Genomic DNA, 17,615 nt, shown 5'->3' on the forward strand with positions numbered 1-17,615 from the left:
TTTTTGATGTACTATATTAATGTATATCCGTTTATATAGTTTTTGGCGGGTATACGATCCTAAGGGATGTAAAAGTTAGTTTTTTATTCGGACAGATATGTTTCTCCATATCAAATCAAACGTATATATGGTGCACCTAGCAAATAGGTGCATTTTCTTATCCTTGATATAAAAAAGCAGCCTATTAAATAGACTGCTAACTTATTATTTAGTTGATTTTAAAAATTTTCAGTGTCATGTATCTAAGTAAATAACAATTTCATCTAGTAAAGGTTGGACTCTATATGAAATATTATCCATTTCTCCAATATATTCAAGAAGTGTGTTTAAGTCATTTACTACATAAGTAAAAATTTCATTTGAAACAAAATCTTTTGATTCAATTTCTTTAATTAATGAGTATTTATTTACTTCTTGATAACTACCTAAGGCATTGTATCCCAACATTAATAATTTTTCTGCCACCGCATCAAGTTGTTCAGTGGTATCTTCATATAATTTATCTAATTGCTCATGAATTTCAAAAAAGTCAGCTCCTTTGATGTTTCAATGAAAATTTTTAATTTTAGCTTGTAGAATAAATAATGAAGCTTGTAATGTAATTAATTCTTGTTTATTATTCATGTTAACCTCTTTCTGTATATATTGTATCACTTTAAAAAACAATATCAACTTCTTCAAAATTTAAAAAGTTAATTTTTATTATTTTTTTATTTCAAAAATAAACTTTTTACAAAAAAAAGTTAGATAGCCTAACTTTAATTTTTTTCTGGTAAAAATTGTTCTAGGAATTTAGCTAACCCACTTTGATCACATCTGAATTCTGTAATTACATCAGCAATTTCTTTTAATTCATCAACTGAATTTTGCATAGCAACTAATGTACCGATACGGTTCTTAGTAGAAGCATCATTCATAGAGTCACCAATGTGCATAGCATTAGCTGGATTAATTCCTTTTGATAAACAGTAACGAACTTCTTCATCACCTTTTGAACAGTTTGCTTTTGTGATTTCTAAAATATTATTTTTAGAACCTGAAAGTGAAACTTCTAGTTTACCTTCAAATTGCTTTTGTCATTTTAAAGCAAGCTTTCTAATTTTTCTACCTGATAATGATCAAACAAGTGCTTTGTAAACAGGAAAGTCATTATTGTATTCTTTATATGAGTGAGCAGTTTTTTTACCAAAACCACCCATGAATCATCTAAATACTCTGTTTTTTACATATGCTTGTTCTCTAGCGTTTGAGTTATAAACTACGAAACAAAAGTTTTTTGAAAGTTCATCAAAAAGTTGTTGTGCAATTTCTTTTGACATGATTTCCTCATTAACAATTACACCATTTTCAACAGTTTTTGCACCATTTCAAGCAATATAAGTATCTACTCCAGTAATTTCTTTAACAAGGTTACTTGTCTTTGGTGATACACCTCTACCAGTTGAAACAACAACAGGAATTGTTTTATTCAGTTCCGTTAAAACTTGTTTTGTATATGGTGTTGCAGTTCTTTGTCAAAATTTAATTTCTTGAGTATCAAGTGTTGTACCATCTAAGTCAATAAAAATAATTTCTGGTTTCTTCATTTTGTCTCCTTATTCAAAATTTTATTTATTATAGTTTGAATATTTTTAAACTTTAATATAAATAAAATAACAGATTTTTAGATTTTTGCATCGAAATAAAATATTTTTTTATTATTCACATTTATACACTTAGCACTAATAGAAAGTCATTTTAAGTGAATTATTTAAATAAAATCAGCTAAAAAAATAAATAAAAAAAGTTATATATAAGTGCAAAATGAGAGGAAGAAAAAGCAAAATATTTTTATATGGATAAAATGGGAAAAAATGTAAAATATGGATACATATTGAGTTGGAATTTTTTGGACATTAAACTTAATGTGTTAAATATCAAAAATTTAAAAGGAATATTTATGAAAAAGACTTTATTTGATGAAAAACAATATTTAGATAAAGTACATGCTTGATGGCGTGCAGCTAACTTTCTTTCAGTAGCTCAAATCTACTTAAGAAATAACCCTCTTATGAAAGATGGTTTAAAAGCTGAAGACGTTAAAATGTACCCAATCGGTCACTGAGGAACAATCCCAGGACAAAACTTAATTTACGCACACTTAAACCGGGTAATTAACAAATACGGTGTAGACATGTTCTACATTGAAGGACCAGGACACGGTGGACAAGTTATGATTTCAAACTCATACTTAGATGGAAGTTACACAGAATTATTCCCAGAAATCACACAAGATGAAGCTGGAATTAAGAAAATGTGTAAGAGATTCTCATTCCCTGGTGGAACAGCATCACACGCTGCTCCTGAAACACCTGGATCAATTCACGAAGGGGGAGAATTAGGTTACTCACTTTCACATGCAACAGGAGCTATTTTAGATAACCCTAACATTATTGCTGCTGCTGTTATTGGTGATGGTGAAGCTGAAACAGGGCCACTTGCTGCTGGATGATTCTCAACATCATTCATTAACCCAGTAAATGATGGTGCTGTATTACCTATCATTCACATTAATGGTGGAAAAATTTCAAACCCAACAATTATGTCTCGTAAAACAGATGAAGAAATTTCTTCAATGTTAAGAGGATATGGATGAGAAGCTATCTTTGTGGAAGCTAACGTATTTGACCAAGAAGGTGTTCACCAACTTATGGCTGAAGCTTTCGACAAGGCTGTTGAAAGAATTTTAGAAATTCAAGCAGAAGCTAGAAAATTACCAGCAGAAGTTGCTACAAGACCAATCTGACCAGCACTTGTTGTTCGTACACCAAAAGGATGAACATGTCCACACCAAATTAACGGTGAAACATTCGAAGGAAGCTTTAGATCTCACCAAGTTCCACTTCCTGTAACATCTGAAAATCCTAAATTATTAGATGAATTACAAGCTTGATTAGCTTCATATCGTCCAGAAGAATTATTTGACGAAAATGGAAAATTCAAAGAAGAATATGCTGAAATCGCTCCTAAAGGTGACAAGAGAATGGCTATGCAACCAATTACAAATGGTGGTATAAACCCAAGAGCTCTTAACTTACCTAACTGAAGAGAATTCGGATTAGAAATTAACAAACCAGGTGAAATAAAAGACCAAGATATGGTTAATGCAGGTAACTGATTTGCTGAAGTAATCAAGAGAAACCCAGATAACTTTAGAGTATTTGGACCAGATGAAACAAAATCAAATAGATTATATGCAGTACTTAAATTAACAAACAGACAATGACTTGAAAGAGTTGATGCTGAATTAGATGAAGCTGTTGGACCAGTTGGAAGAGTTATTGACTCACAACTTTCAGAACACCAAGCAGAAGGATTCTTAGAAGGATACGTTCTTACAGGACGTCACGGATTCTTTGCATCATACGAATCATTCTTAAGAGTTGTTGACTCAATGTTAACACAACACATGAAATGAGTTGCTAAAGCACGTAAAATTTCATGAAGAAAAGACTATCCATCTCTTAATGTTATTGCTACATCTACAGCATTCCAACAAGACCACAACGGATACACACACCAAGATCCAGGTATTTTAGGGCACTTAGCTGACAAGAAACCAGAATTAATTCGTGAATACTTACCAGCTGACACAAACTCATTACTTGCTGTTTTAGATAAAGCTTTTGCTGAAAGAGACGTTATTAACCTTATTGTTGCTTCAAAACAACCAAGAGATCAATTCTTCAACATGGACGAAGCACAAGAATTAGTAGACAAAGGACTTAAAGTTATTGACTGAGCTTCAACAACTAAAGAAGGCGAAGAACCAGACTTAGTAGTAGTTGCATCAGGTACAGAACCAAACTTAGAAGCTTTAGCTACAATCTCAATCTTAAACAAATACTTCCCTGAACTAAAAATCAGATTCGTTAACGTTGTTGACTTATTAAGATTACGTCACCCAAGTATTGACCCACGTGGATTAAGCGATGAAGAATTCAACGCAATCTTCACAGAAGACAAGCCAGTTCTATTCGCATTCCACGGATTCGAAGGATTAATTCGTGACATCTTCTTCTCACGTAAGAACCACAACTTATTCGTACACGGATACAGAGAAAATGGTGATATTACAACATCATTCGACATTCGTTTAATGTCAGAAATGGACAGATTCCACATGTCTATTACAGCTGCTAACGCAGTTTACGGTGATAAAGCAAAAGATTTCGTTGCATTAATGGATGAAAAAATTGCATACCACAACAGATACATTAAAGAAGTTGGAATTGACATTGACGAAGTTAGATACTGAAAATGAGAAGGTCTTAACAAATAATTGTCTTTAGACAACTAATTATTAAATATCAGAGTTTATACTCTGGTATTTTTTGTATAAATTATTTGTTTAGTAAGAATAATTTTGTAAGGTTTGTGTAAAATGATTATTTTAAAATGCTTGCATAAATAGGTTAATAAATTTAAAATAATGTGCTTTTAAATAAAAAATAGCCCATAAAAGCTTTGAGTTCTGAAATTACGTCATAGAATCAAGTATAATTATATGTTCTAGAACTTATAAATTCTTTTATAAGGTAAGGAACAGAAATGGATTGATACTAATGAATTCAAAAGAACAAAAGAAAACTATATTAACACTTTGGTGAACATTCTTTATACTAAGCATTATCTTGGTTGCTGCTATTTTAGGTGTATGTTTTGGATATGCTTCACGACTTGTATTTCAAACTGACACAAATCAAAATGCGCTTAATATTGCGTTAGTTAGTTTGCTAGCTATTTGATTTATCCCACTATCAATTACGGCAATTTACTATTTTACATATAGTTCATTTAATTTTATGATTAGATTTAAAAAGAATACTAGAAATCTCAAAAATAGATTTCCAAATGAACAAAGTAAAATGATTTCATTTATTTACAGGTACTTTTATATCTTAAATACTGATGAAACTAATAATGTAAGATGAGTAAAATCTTCTAGAGCAAAGTGTAATTTTGTTAAACTCATAATCGCTTTAACGCCAATTGTTACTGTTTTATTACCAATTGTAATACTTGGACTAATGATCTATATTGCAACGATCAATATTACAGTGTTTTATATTTATATATCAGCATTTGTCTTAGGACTAGTATGAACTGTTTACTCAACAAAAATAAGTATTTACTTGCCAGTAAAATGAAATGGAATGAATAAAGATGATTTTCAAAACTTTTATCTTAAGTTATTATTTGATTTAGGAGCAAGTAAATATCCGTTTAATTTATTAAAATGACAAATAGAAGCACTAATACCAGGTAACTCAGAAAATAACTATTATGTGTAAAAGAAAAATAATTTTGTTGTTCACTTATAAATTATAGGTGAGCATTTTTTATGCTTTGTTTATAATAATATATTCCTAATGCTGTGCAGTTTCAAAGTTTGGGAGTGCAAAAAACAAATAATTCTACCCTATAGGCCTACTTGATTTTTGAAAATAAAATTCCCTGTACAAAATATAGAAATATCACAGCAGATTGTGAAAAAATAATATAAACTTTATCTTATATATTAATGATGTTATGAGAAGGTAAATAAAATTAATTTATTGTTTGCATTAGTTACTGTAACAAATTTTGTTCTGCTTAATACAGATATAAATACACAATACACCGATTTAAACAAAGACAAAATCGCCCCCATAATGATATTGAAAGAAAAAAAGAAGAGGAGCAGTATTTAAGTGTGTCCTTTGAGAAGATGAATATAATAAATTAAGAATCATTCTAGGAACAAGTGTAAAAGATGCGTTATTATGTAATATATATCCAAAATTTATAAAAATGTTCATCTTTTAGAAAAAGAAACTGGCTATAAAAAAACCTTGATATTCATAGATGTTGGCTAAGTATTGTTAACTTACTTATCGCAATGTTTGATGCTCTTGTTCAAATTTTAATTTTTGGAGTAAAAATATGAAATGATATAAAAACCAAAAACATGATATATGTAGCTTGCATAAAAATCAACGAAAAGAAATAAATTTAAAAAAGAATGTAAGCTTATATAAAAATTCAATAATAAAATTGAATAAAATATTTGGCTTAGTCTTTTTGCATGTCGGAATATCATTAGCATTTATGATAATGACTAAGTATTTTATACTATTGATATGGTTAAACCCTTTTATATGAAAAAGATTCATTTTCTGAATAAAAGATATAAAACGTACTGGCAAAGAATATTTAAAATTTGATTTAAATCAGAAAAAAGACTGAAATGAAGGCAGTTCTTATAAAGATACTTGGATCTATCATATGGTGATGAAAAAATATATGCGAAGTTTGTTTTTTCCAAGTGAGTGAAAAGGAAAAATTCTAGCGAAAGTAAATTTAAGAGATAAACCAGTAGAGCCAAACAAAGAATGGACCTTAATCAAGTCATATAAAGATCAATATATTGTTAAAAGAAAAGAAATCTTAAATAAAAAAATAAAACATGCATTTTTTATCATATCATTATGGCAAACATTTTTAATTTATGATTTATTACTTATCTTATTGACAACATTTGTGCTTCTAATAATTCGCAAGCGAGCAGATTTCACGATGATTATTGTTTTATTAACTTGATTAACAATGCTTTTTGCCTTTTCATTCAAAACACCACAGCTGATAATAACTAAATTATTTTCTAATATTCAAGAGTATTATGATTTAAGTCTTGAAATGATTGATGATAAAACCTGATTTCAATATCTTGAATGTAACAGAAAAAAATACTACAAGAAATACTTTATACCTATGGTAAAGAAGTTAAAAAAATAATATTAACAATATTTATATACTAGAAAAATCTAAAGATGGTTATTAATACATGCATTTCTGTTTTCGTGCAGGGGTGCTTTTTTAGAAATCATTAATTGTAAAAAAACAGTATATTGAATTGTATAAAAAACTCATTCTTTAATTTGTAATTATTAATAAAATTATGTAGATCATTTTAATACCATTTATAAGTAATGCATTTTAAGATTTATCTTTTGATAATTTACAAACTAGGAAGGTTATAAAGTTTCACAATACTAAAATCCATAAGCCCCTACATAATAGGCTTATTTGATTTTCTGAACATAAAATTACTTGTGCAAATTATGATTATGACTTAAGCTTTTGCTATAAGAAATATAGATGAAACCAATATTTTAGCAAATAGCAGGTTTATACAAAAAACGTCTACATTTTTTATTGCTCACATTATATAAATTAAAAGTCTTATTTTTTGTCACTTTTTTAGCAAACCCACTTATATTTATTACATTTTATGTTAATTTTTGTGCAAAAATAAGCATTTTTAAAGTAGTTTATGATAGAAGAATAATAAAAAATATAAAAAATGAGCATGCGAAAAATGTATCAATCATTACTATTAAAAATATGTATGTATAAGTTTTAAAATCAGAAATTTAAAAAAGATAGTTATTGCTTCATTAGAAAAGTCACTAATATGACTTTCATAAAAACTAATGTTTAGTTGATATAAAATCAAAAATATATTTGTTTTTATATTCTTTATAGTTTGGTAACAATAAAGAAACAGCAGATCAAAATTTTTGACTATGTTTATCATTCCCATGGCTAAGGGAATGAGCAACTTCGTGAATAGCAATGTAGAGTAAGAAATTAGGAGCAGCAATTGAAGATTTCAAATTATATTTAATTAATTCATTATTAGTGATTTTATTATAAGTATATTGCCCATGATATGAAGTAATTTTATTAACTATTTGTATGTCAATAGGGCCACGTTTAAACGCTTGAGTAACATGATTTGTTATATTTTGCATGTAATCATAAAACAACTTATTTAGATGCTTAATAATACATTTAACAATGTATTGAGAATCCTGTTCTTTTCCTTGCGAGCAAGGTATGCTAGCAAGCACATTACTAGGGTTGTTTATTTCTACAAGCAAAATCAAACCAATACTTTTGTACTTATATTGATATTGTTTGCCTATAAAATAAAAAGTATCATAATTAGGGCTTAATTCATATTTTAATTTAGGGATATAGAACTTAAGAGTTTTGAGAAGTTTATCTTGTAACTTAGGAATACTGGGATTATAGATAATATATATCTCATCATTGTTAATGAAAGATTTATATATTAAGCGATCTTTGACTTCATAGTAGTAATAAGAAAAAGGATGATTATTAATAGTAATAGTGGCCAATTTAAAGTCTGTTAGTGTGCTGTAATTCATAAGTTAATTATACAATGTTGAATAAAAAAGAAGCAATACTATGATTACTTCTTATCGTTATTATCTTGATGAATTTCTTTTTGAGTTTGTGCATATCTTTCTTGAGCTTGCTTGGTGTAATTGTAAATTAAAGACGCTAGTTCATCCTTAGACATGTCTTCATATCCAGAAATGTTTAAGATAGCAGCCATTTCGAACAATTGTTGATTTGGCATTGATAATAATTTTTCCATTGCTTTATCTTTTTCTTCATCCATTGAAGTAGCAGGATTATAAAGTTCTTTTTTAGCAGCCTTTTGTTTAGCTTCGTGATATTGACGAGCAATTTCGTCTTCTTCTTCGGAATTTCCTTCGCTTGCATCTTGTGCATTAGCGTTAAATTCAGCAGCCATATTGTTAAATATATTGAAGATATCAAATGGACTACTTCCTCCATTTGCTTGGCTTTCTTGGAATTTCTTTTGAATTATTTTGAATTGAATGTTTTGAACTACGAATACATTGTATTTAACAAGTTTTCTAACTTGACCAGCTGGTATAAAGTAAATTAAGATATATAAGATTGAAGATACTAGTTCAATTGCAAATATTGCAATAGCAAATGGTGCATATTGATTTAATGCATTATTATACATATATTGAATTAAGTTAAATACTGCATAAATAGCAACGACAAATGTAAGAATTCCTAATCACATATTTTGTCTAATAAATGATTGATTTTTATTTGCTGTTACCTTGTAACTAATTATTGAATAAATTAAATAAGCAAAGATTAAAATATATACTACAATACTTGCAACTCTATATATATAAACATTTAACATCACGTTTGGATTTTCTTTTGAGACTTGAGTTGCGGCTGAAGATCCCATCTTAAAGTAATAAGCATTTAAAAAATCTTTTTGAAAGACTAATGTAATAACAAAGTCTGCAACAAGTAATGCAAAGCAAGTAACTACACAAGCTAGTCAAACTCACATTCATTGATTAAACTTATTTTTATAGTCTCGAAAAAATGATTCTACTGTTTCATATTTTTCTAATTCAATAGTTTGATTATTCATTTTTACCTCCTTGAGTTTCTGCTTTTAAGAATTGATCGAAATCGAAGTCTGCAATTTCAAATTCTTTTGGTGGTTTAGCAAAAAACACCATTTCTTCTTTAGTCACTGGATGAATAAAGGTTAATTTATAAGCATGTAATCTTTGCCCTTTATCATCGATAGCTTTATTGTATACAGGATCTCCATATACTGGATTCTTAATATGAGCCATATGAACTCTAATTTGGTGAGTTCTTCCGGTTTCAAGTTCACATTTAACTAAAGATTTTGGTAATCCATCTAAATAAAAACCTTTAAGTAATGTTACATAAGTAACAGCAGGTTTCGAATTATGGTTAGTTACTTCCATTTTTAATCTGTCTTTAGTTGAACGACCAATTGGTAAAACTAATTTGAGTTTAGTATTTTCGATAATCCCATCACAAATCGCTAAATATGAACGTTTAATACTATGAGTAGCAAACATTTCGGCTAATAAATTGTGAGCCTCATTTGTTTTAGCAACAATTAGTAGTCCACTAGTATCTTTATCGATTCTGTGTACAATTCCTGGTCTAAGTAATCCATTTTCATTTGATAAATTATTTTTAAAATGGTGTAATAAACCATTTACTAGGGTGTCATCATAATGACCTGGAGCAGGGTGTACTGTAAGCCCACTTGGCTTATTTAAAACACATAAGTAATCATCATCATATAGGATTTCCAAAGGCATTTCCTTAGGTTCAATCTTAATTTCTTTATCAATTACTTTTGTAATTTTAATAATCTGTCCTTCACGTACAGTAAATTTTGGTTTATTAACCAAAATGTTATCAACATAGACACAATGTTGTTCAACTAATTGCTTAATATCATTACGTGATATATCGCTGTTATTTGAAACGTATTTGTCTAATCTTTCTGGATATTTTACTTCTATTTCTTTCATAAAAGATATTATATAAGTTTTTTGAAATTTATTAGCTATTTACTTATGTGTTGTATAATAATTTTATGTTAGATTTTTTAGAAAAAAGAATACAAAAAAGCTTAGCTAAAATGGCTAAGAAAACAACTTTAAATGAAGCTGATATTTTAGAAGTTACTCGTGAAGTTAAAATGGCTTTACTAGAAGCTGACGTTAACTTGCGGGTTGTAAAAGAATTTGTAAATAATGTTAAAGAAAAAGCACTTGAAGAAGGAAAAATTATTGGGAGACTTAATCCATCACAAACAATGATAAAAATCTTTAGAGATGAACTTGTAAAGGTTTTAGGAAATGAAACTAAAGAAATTAAAATTGACAAAAAACCTTATATCGTAATGATGTGTGGTTTACAAGGTAGTGGTAAAACAACAGCAACTGCTAAATTAGCTTATTACTTAAGAAAGAAAAAATATATTTCTAATCCATTGGTTGTGGCAGCAGATATTTATCGTCCAGCAGCAGTTGATCAACTTGTTACTTTAGCAAAGGGAATCCAAGTTGATTACTACGAACAAGGTGTTAATATACCTGCAGAAACTATTGTTGAAAATGCACTAGCAAAGGCACATGAAAATAAAAATGATTTAATTATCATCGATACTGCTGGAAGACTTTCGATTGATGAAAAATTAATGAATGAACTAGTTAATATTAAAAAGATTGCTCACCCTGACGAAATCTTTTTTGTAGCTGATGCATTATCTGGACAAGATATCATAAATGTAGCAAGCACTTTTAATGATAAGCTTAAATTGACAGGTGTTATTATTACTAAACTTGATTCTGATGCACGTGGTGGTGCTGCATTAAGTTTAAGACAAGTTCTTAACATTCCAATTAGATTTATTGGGACAGGAGAAAAAACTTCTAATTTAGATCTTTTCCACCCAGATAGAATGGCTGAAAGAATTCTTGGTATGGGTGATGTTATGACACTTATTGAACAGGCCTCTGAAAACATTGATGAAGACAAAGCTAAAAATATGGTTGAAAGAATTTTCTCAGGTAATTTTACACTTGATGATTTAATGGAACAAATTAAGCAAATGAAACAAATGGGAAAATTTTCTAAATTACTCAAAATGCTTCCAGGTAATTTAGCAAGCAAAATTGATGAATCAGAAATAGATAAAGCCGAAGAAAAAATGCAGTTATATCAAATTCTAATGTCTTCTATGACTAAGCAAGAAAGAAAGAATCCTAAACTACTTAAACAAGCTTCTCGTAAAGAAAGAATCCTTAAAGGGAGTGGTAGAAGTGCGCAAGAATACAACAAATTGCTAAATGATTTTGATGCTATGAGCAAAAAAATGGCTCAAATTGCTCAAAACTTTAAGAAGACCGGAGGCTTTGGTGGCTTTGGCGGGGGAATGAGTGGATTATTCTAATACACACTTAGATAATTATGTAGTTTTAGATATAGAAACTACAGGATTGCAGCCTTATAATGATGAAATAACTGAAATTGCAGCTATAAAAGTTAAAAATGGAAAAATAGTTGAACAATTTTCTAAATTAGTCAAAATTCAAGGAGTAATTCCTCCATTCATTGTCGAAAAGACACATATTACAAATGAAATGTTGCGAAATGAAGACCCCATTGAAATTGTCCTTGCTCAATTTCTTGAATTCATTGAGGATTTGCCTTTAATAGGTCACAATATAAAAACATTTGATTATCGTTTTTTAAATTATTTTTCAAATAGCAGATTAAATTGAAATATTTCTAACGAAATTATTGATACGTTATTATTAGCTAGAACAAAACTTTCTTTATCACATAACACATTAGGTGACTTATGTAATTATTATGCAATTGAGTATTCGGCAGAAAAAAATCATAGAGCATTAGCTGATGTGATTTGTACTGATAAAGTTTATAAGAAATTGTGTAATGAAAAAAGCAAGACAAGAAACTGAAGTTTAACAAGAACGAAAAGAAATTTCGAATCCTATTCAAATAATAAAATAGAACTAAAAAGTAATACTTTGCACAGCAATCTGCTTGATGGTTTTAATATTGCTATTACTGGTGAAGGAACATATAGTAGAGAAAGTCTGGAACGAGTAATTGAACTTAATGGTGGAAAAGTAAACAATTCAGTTTTAAAATCTACTACATTCCTTATAAGTTGTGATGATCAGACGACGACTTTAAAATACTTGAAAGCTCAAAAGCTGCAAAAAAGAATTGTTAAACTAGAGGAATTTCTTGAATTATTAAAAAAATTAGAAATTATAGATTAATTTATACATACGTTAATAATATTTTGGTATTATATTATTAACGATTTGCCGACATAGCTCAGCAGGTAGAGCACTTCCATGGTAAGGAAGGGGTCGCTGGTTCGAGTCCAGTTGCCGGCACCATTCGAATCCAGTATTGGATTTTTTTTATTTGCTTTTTTTAGCATAAAATAGGGCTTTATAAATATGATACATTTCTCAAAATTTAATAAAATATATTTATAAAGAGGTAAATATGAGAAATAAGAAAAATATTACAATCAAAAGCATTCTAGTTCTTAGTGCCACAGCAGCTCCTGCATCTATGATTGCAACCAGTTGCAATGATACACAAGCAGAAAAAAACCATTTAAATGTTAAGTTCCAAGAACTTAAAGGCCAACTAGAAGCATTAGAAAGTAAATTAATTGCAAATCAAGTTATGGATTTAGCACAACAAATTAAAGAATTTGTTATAAATAATGATAATTATGAAAAATTCAGTGAAAAGCAAATGTCTGAAGCTCTTGCTAGTGGGCAAGATTTAATATCAACTATAACTCAACAATTTAATAATCTTATTGCCAATGTTTTAAACCAAATTAAGGCAAATATTGAATCTTTAAAGAAATTAATTGATAAGCTAGATGATAGTCATAATGATGAAAAAGCCATAATGCAAGAAGCGATAAATCAGGCTAGTGTTTTAAATAATGATACAATACTTCCTACTTTAAATGAATGGAACAATAAACTTGCAAAAATTTATAATGATTATAAAGATTTAACAAATAAGCCTGTTATCGAGCCTGATGCTGCACAAAGAACAGAATTGATAAATCAAATAACAGATGAAAAAGCCCAAGCTAACAATGAATGTGATAGTTTAAAAACTAATGGTTATAACCCAGAAGTATTAGAAGAATGTTTGAAGAATATTAACTTAGACAATTTACCATCATGTTCATTAGACAAATTGAAAGAAATTTTATCAACATTGCAATCAACACAGAGCGAAGTGCAAAAAAACTATACACTAGCTTGCGACGCTGTAAAAGTTCAAATTAATGCTGTTGTTAATAATATTCAATCATTAAATGTTTCAAACGAAAAGCAACCTGAAACATATCAAGCAATTAGTGAAGGATTAAAAAATAATGCAGTAACTAAAACAAGTACACTAAATGAATTAAAAGCATTTCTTGCTAATTTAACTGCTCTATACAATAAATATAAAGACATTAACAATAACACTGATAATAGCCAAGAAGTGGCAAAACAACAGGCTATTGCTAAATTAAGGCTTGCTATAGCTACAGCAACTGGCCAAGCTAAAGTGTTACTTAATAATGGATATGAACCAGTAGAATTAAACAATTATTTAAAAACTTTAACTGATGAAATAATTGCTAATTATTCATTACCAGAAGTAGAATCTGCTATTGCAAAAGTTCAAGAATTAGAAGCAAGTGCAAATGAAAATTACGCTACTGCGAAGGATAATACAATTAAAAGCTTAAATGATGTTATTTCAAAAATTAATAATATTGGAATTACTCAATCAATGAGTAATAACATTTATCAAGCTATTCAAGTTGCTCTAAGCCTTAATAATTTTAATGCAGCAGATACACTTGCTAATTTAAAAACAAAATTAGATAACTTAAATAAAGTTTATGAGCAATATAAAAATAGTGCAGTACAGATTATGCAGCAAACAGTGCAAGAAGCTAATAATGCACTAGCTGCAGCGAATGCATTAGTTTCTTCGCTTAAAGAAAAAGGTTATGAAGCTACTGAATTATCAAGTTATTTATCTGGTATAAAAGTTTCTAATTTATCAACTTATTCATTTGATGAATTAAAAGAAATAATTTCTAAAATTTCAGACCTAAAAACAAAAGAAGAAGCAAATTATAAGGCAGAATGCGCAAACATTAAGGCTAAAATTGATGCTATAAAAACTCAACTTAAGAACTTAAACTTTAATGAACAAGATAATCCAAAAGCTTATAAAGCTATAAATGAGGCATTAAAAATTTCTTATTCAGATACAGATAATTTGAATAGCCTAAACAATGCTTTAGTTAGCTTAACAAAAGTCTATGATGTATATAAAAATGCAGCAAAAATTGATCCAGCTGTTCAAGCTTTAAGAACTGCTAAATTAGAATTAGTCACTGCACAAGAAGCTTACAATAAATTAATAGAATATGGCTATACTGATGCGCAGTTAGGTTCTTTACTAACTAAAATTAATAATTCAACTTTAGAATCACTTTCAATTGAAGAATTAAATAAAACAGCTAATGAACTAAAACAAATAACTCAATCTGCTTGAACTAACTATAACCAAAAGATAGCACAATTAAAAAGCGAAATTTATGCCCAAATAAAAGTTCTTAATGGATTAAATATAAATAAAAACAAATATCCTGATGCATACAGCACTATCCAAAAAGGAATTAGCCAAAACCAATATACTGATTCAAGTACATTAAATTCTTTAAACGCTTCGTTAAGTGCATTAAAGAATTTATATGAAAAATACAAAGATATAAATAATTCACCATCAGAAAATTATAATTGAGGAGACGTTCCTCTACCAAAAGTTCCAGACAATCAAATCACACAAGAAATGCTTGTTGATATGTTTGATAAGATGATTGGTAATCAAGTTGTTAATTTCACACTTGGTGATAGATTAATTACTACAGACGCTTGAAATAATGCTTTTCTTGAATGGCAATTTACTAAGAAAACTAATTACTCATATTTCACAGTAGACTCTAACCAAATGGCATTTACTTACAAGAATAAAGATGGCTCAATTCAGTCTGATGGATATTTCCCAAATACTCCACAATATGTAAACAATACAACATGATATGTACGAACAGGTAGTTTCAAATATACTTATATGGAAGCATTCAGAACTCCTGGTAAAGTACAAGATGCAGTCTTTAAGTTTGTTAGAGACGGGATGAATCAAATTAAAGAAGGCATGTCTGAATGAGATAAAGCATTTGCTTTATGAAAATATGTAAAAATGTGATTTATTTATAAGCCTGTTGCAAGATTAGATTTAGCAATTCAATTACATACTGGTGTATGTAGAGACATGGCTTCTTCATATGCTATTCTTTTACAAATGGCTGGTATTAAAGCTTTTGCATGACCTACAGGTAAAGCAAAAGAATTGCCAGAAGATGAAACCAGCGGTGGACACATGGTTGTTTGAATGAAATTACCAGTAAATGATCAAAACCAACCAGATCCTAGTTCAAAAACTTACAAATGATTCGACTCTGACATTACATACGAATCAGCTGAAGCATATTATTTATATCCTTTATCACATTATAAGGGTGACTTTGGTGGCATTATAACAGCACCAAGTACTTCACAATTTGTGCCAAATGTTTCTGGGGTTTTACTACCATATACATTTAATAACTTATATGGATTACCTTATAACACATTATATTTAAATGATGAAGTAATGTTAAATTCAGAACGTGATTATTTAGCAAGCACTACAATTATGGGTGGAAAAGCAAATGGGGGAAGTGCCACAATTTCTCCAAACTATGTATATAACAATGGAAAATGATATGGATTTAGTTATTCACCAAATAGATGAAGTGCAGAGGGGAAACAACTCAAAGCAGATGGATTTATAACAGAGCAAACCTTCAATCAAACCACTGGAACAGAAGTTACATGAGATATACAAAAAACATACAAGCAACAAATGCTGGATGCCATTACTAGATCTTACAAAGTTCTTCTGGACACACCTAATTTTAGTGTAAATCTTTATTCTTATAAAGACTCTATTGCTATTCCTATCTATGATAAAACTAATGGATATTCAATATTAATTTATGATGTCAAAACAAAGGCGCATACAGTTTCAAAAATAGGTAATAAAGATAAAGTTTTATATAACTTTAACATCCAAAATGATCAAGTTTATGTAACATGAACTGATAATACAAAAATTGAAACTAAAATGGAAGATCCTAAATTAGCAACATGATTTAATAGTCAACCAAAATACAACAAACAAGATCTAATCAATGAGTTAGCATATTATAAATTTACTCTTGGTGGTTATACAATAGGTTCAAATGTATACCAAATTTCTGAGCAAAATAAAAAGGACTTTTTAGATAAGTGAAATGAAATTAATGCTAAAACTCATGAAAATCTTTCAAATGAGCAAATTAATCAACTAGTGCAAGAAGTGCGTGATAATTACAAAAACAATTTATTAGACCCTTCTTATGCAAATGCAAAAACAATTGTTATAACACGTAATTTAAATGAATTTGACTCTGTTTCTCAAGGTTTATATAATGAGTATGGATATCAAATTAATATATCAGCAATAAATGATAAAAGTCAAATTTTAGGTGGTAATTTATCATTAAGAGCTAATGTATATTATTCTCAAACAAAACTAAAACCTGGAAAAGAAGGATGACAAAAAGTTATTTCTTATAAAACTATTGATGCATTAAGCTTAAACAAAAACATAATTCAAAATCCACAAGGATATTACTATGTTGAAATTTACAATGAAATATTCCCAAATGATATTGTAAATTCAGAAGTTTTATACTTAGAATGTAGTTCAACTTCACCAACATTTGATGCATTTTCACAAATAACAGTAAATGGAAACTCTCAAAATTCAAACTACAATGCAAATGATAGTTTATGATACCAAAATACATCACTTGAATATTCATTTATGTGAACTTCAGTTTCAACATATCCAATTAACGCCAAAATTCATTTTATAGATTTCGCAACTAAAAAAGATACAGTAATTCAAAAGTTTAATAATACAGAATTGTCAAGATTAACTAAATGAAATAAAGCTTTAGGACCTGCAGATAGTAATAATAGTGGTATTTACTATGTCGAATATACTATAACGGATAATGCTAATAATCAACAAACATTTAAGGTTATTTCAAAATTAGGTTTTGTCTTTACACAAGACAATTGAAACACAATTACTATGAAAGAACTAAACGATTTAATTAAACCAATTTATCAAAATTAATAAAAAATATCTAGATTTTT

At 28.6% G+C, this 17,615-nt stretch carries 11 protein-coding genes and 1 tRNA gene; 7 read left to right on the forward strand and 5 right to left on the reverse strand.

What is annotated here, in order from left to right; all coding sequences use genetic code 4:
• Positions 1 to 204: 204 nt before the first annotated feature.
• Complete coding sequence (locus tag ACNQ12_RS01970) at positions 205 to 624, reverse strand: Dps family protein (protein WP_418037111.1); 420 nt, start codon at positions 622 to 624, stop codon at positions 205 to 207.
• A gap of 134 nt (positions 625 to 758) precedes the next feature.
• Positions 759 to 1,586 (reverse strand): HAD hydrolase family protein, encoded by an 828-nt coding sequence (locus tag ACNQ12_RS01975; RefSeq protein ID WP_418037109.1) that lies wholly within the window; start codon positions 1,584 to 1,586, stop codon positions 759 to 761.
• A 353-nt stretch (positions 1,587 to 1,939) separates the two neighbouring features.
• Here ACNQ12_RS01975 and ACNQ12_RS01980 point away from each other — a divergent pair, with 353 nt between their 5' ends.
• The 3 genes from ACNQ12_RS01980 to ACNQ12_RS01990 all read left to right on the forward strand — a co-directional run bounded on the left by ACNQ12_RS01980 (position 1,940) and on the right by ACNQ12_RS01990 (position 6,816).
• Complete coding sequence (locus ACNQ12_RS01980) at positions 1,940 to 4,321, forward strand: phosphoketolase family protein (RefSeq protein ID WP_418037107.1); 2,382 nt, start codon at positions 1,940 to 1,942, stop codon at positions 4,319 to 4,321.
• 283 nt (positions 4,322 to 4,604) lie between these two features.
• Positions 4,605 to 5,333, forward strand: coding sequence for a hypothetical protein (locus ACNQ12_RS01985; RefSeq protein ID WP_418037105.1), 729 nt, complete (start codon positions 4,605 to 4,607; stop codon positions 5,331 to 5,333).
• Between the two features lie 991 nt (positions 5,334 to 6,324).
• Positions 6,325 to 6,816 (forward strand): hypothetical protein, encoded by a 492-nt coding sequence (locus ACNQ12_RS01990; RefSeq protein ID WP_418042128.1) that lies wholly within the window; start codon positions 6,325 to 6,327, stop codon positions 6,814 to 6,816.
• A 695-nt stretch (positions 6,817 to 7,511) separates the two neighbouring features.
• Here the strand turns inward: ACNQ12_RS01990 and ACNQ12_RS01995 are convergent.
• The 3 genes from ACNQ12_RS01995 to ACNQ12_RS02005 are packed head-to-tail and all read right to left on the reverse strand — an operon-like array spanning position 7,512 to position 10,253.
• Positions 7,512 to 8,255 (reverse strand): M48 family metallopeptidase, encoded by a 744-nt coding sequence (locus ACNQ12_RS01995; RefSeq protein WP_418037102.1) that lies wholly within the window; start codon positions 8,253 to 8,255, stop codon positions 7,512 to 7,514.
• A gap of 44 nt (positions 8,256 to 8,299) precedes the next feature.
• Entirely contained in the window at positions 8,300 to 9,322 is a 1,023-nt protein-coding gene (locus ACNQ12_RS02000; protein ID WP_418037100.1) for a hypothetical protein, read from the reverse strand.
• The gene (locus ACNQ12_RS02005) at positions 9,315 to 10,253 is read right to left on the reverse strand and encodes an RluA family pseudouridine synthase (RefSeq protein WP_416754592.1); all 939 of its coding nucleotides are present in this window, start codon (positions 10,251 to 10,253) and stop codon (positions 9,315 to 9,317) included. The genes ACNQ12_RS02000 and ACNQ12_RS02005 overlap by 8 nt, the downstream gene beginning before the upstream one ends.
• 65 nt (positions 10,254 to 10,318) lie before the next feature.
• Here ACNQ12_RS02005 and ffh point away from each other — a divergent pair, with 65 nt between their 5' ends.
• The 4 genes from ffh (at position 10,319) to ACNQ12_RS02025 (ending at position 17,595) form a co-directional block, all read left to right on the forward strand.
• Positions 10,319 to 11,680 (forward strand): signal recognition particle protein, encoded by a 1,362-nt coding sequence (gene ffh / locus ACNQ12_RS02010; protein ID WP_418037098.1) that lies wholly within the window; start codon positions 10,319 to 10,321, stop codon positions 11,678 to 11,680.
• Positions 11,646 to 12,539 carry an exonuclease domain-containing protein gene (locus tag ACNQ12_RS02015; RefSeq protein ID WP_418037096.1) on the forward strand — a complete coding sequence of 298 codons (894 nt, stop codon included), beginning with the start codon at positions 11,646 to 11,648 and terminating at the stop codon, positions 12,537 to 12,539. The genes ffh and ACNQ12_RS02015 overlap by 35 nt, the downstream gene beginning before the upstream one ends.
• Positions 12,540 to 12,586: 47 nt before the next feature.
• Positions 12,587 to 12,662: transfer RNA gene (locus tag ACNQ12_RS02020), tRNA-Thr, on the forward strand.
• Between the two features lie 112 nt (positions 12,663 to 12,774).
• A complete protein-coding gene (locus ACNQ12_RS02025) occupies positions 12,775 to 17,595 on the forward strand; it encodes a hypothetical protein (RefSeq protein WP_418037094.1) in 4,821 nt (1,606 codons plus the stop codon).
• The last annotated feature ends 20 nt before the right edge of the window (positions 17,596 to 17,615 follow it).

It is taken from the genome of Mycoplasma paraquilae, from assembly GCF_048284415.1.
Lineage (GTDB): Bacteria > Bacillota_I > Bacilli_A > Mycoplasmatales > Metamycoplasmataceae > Mycoplasmopsis.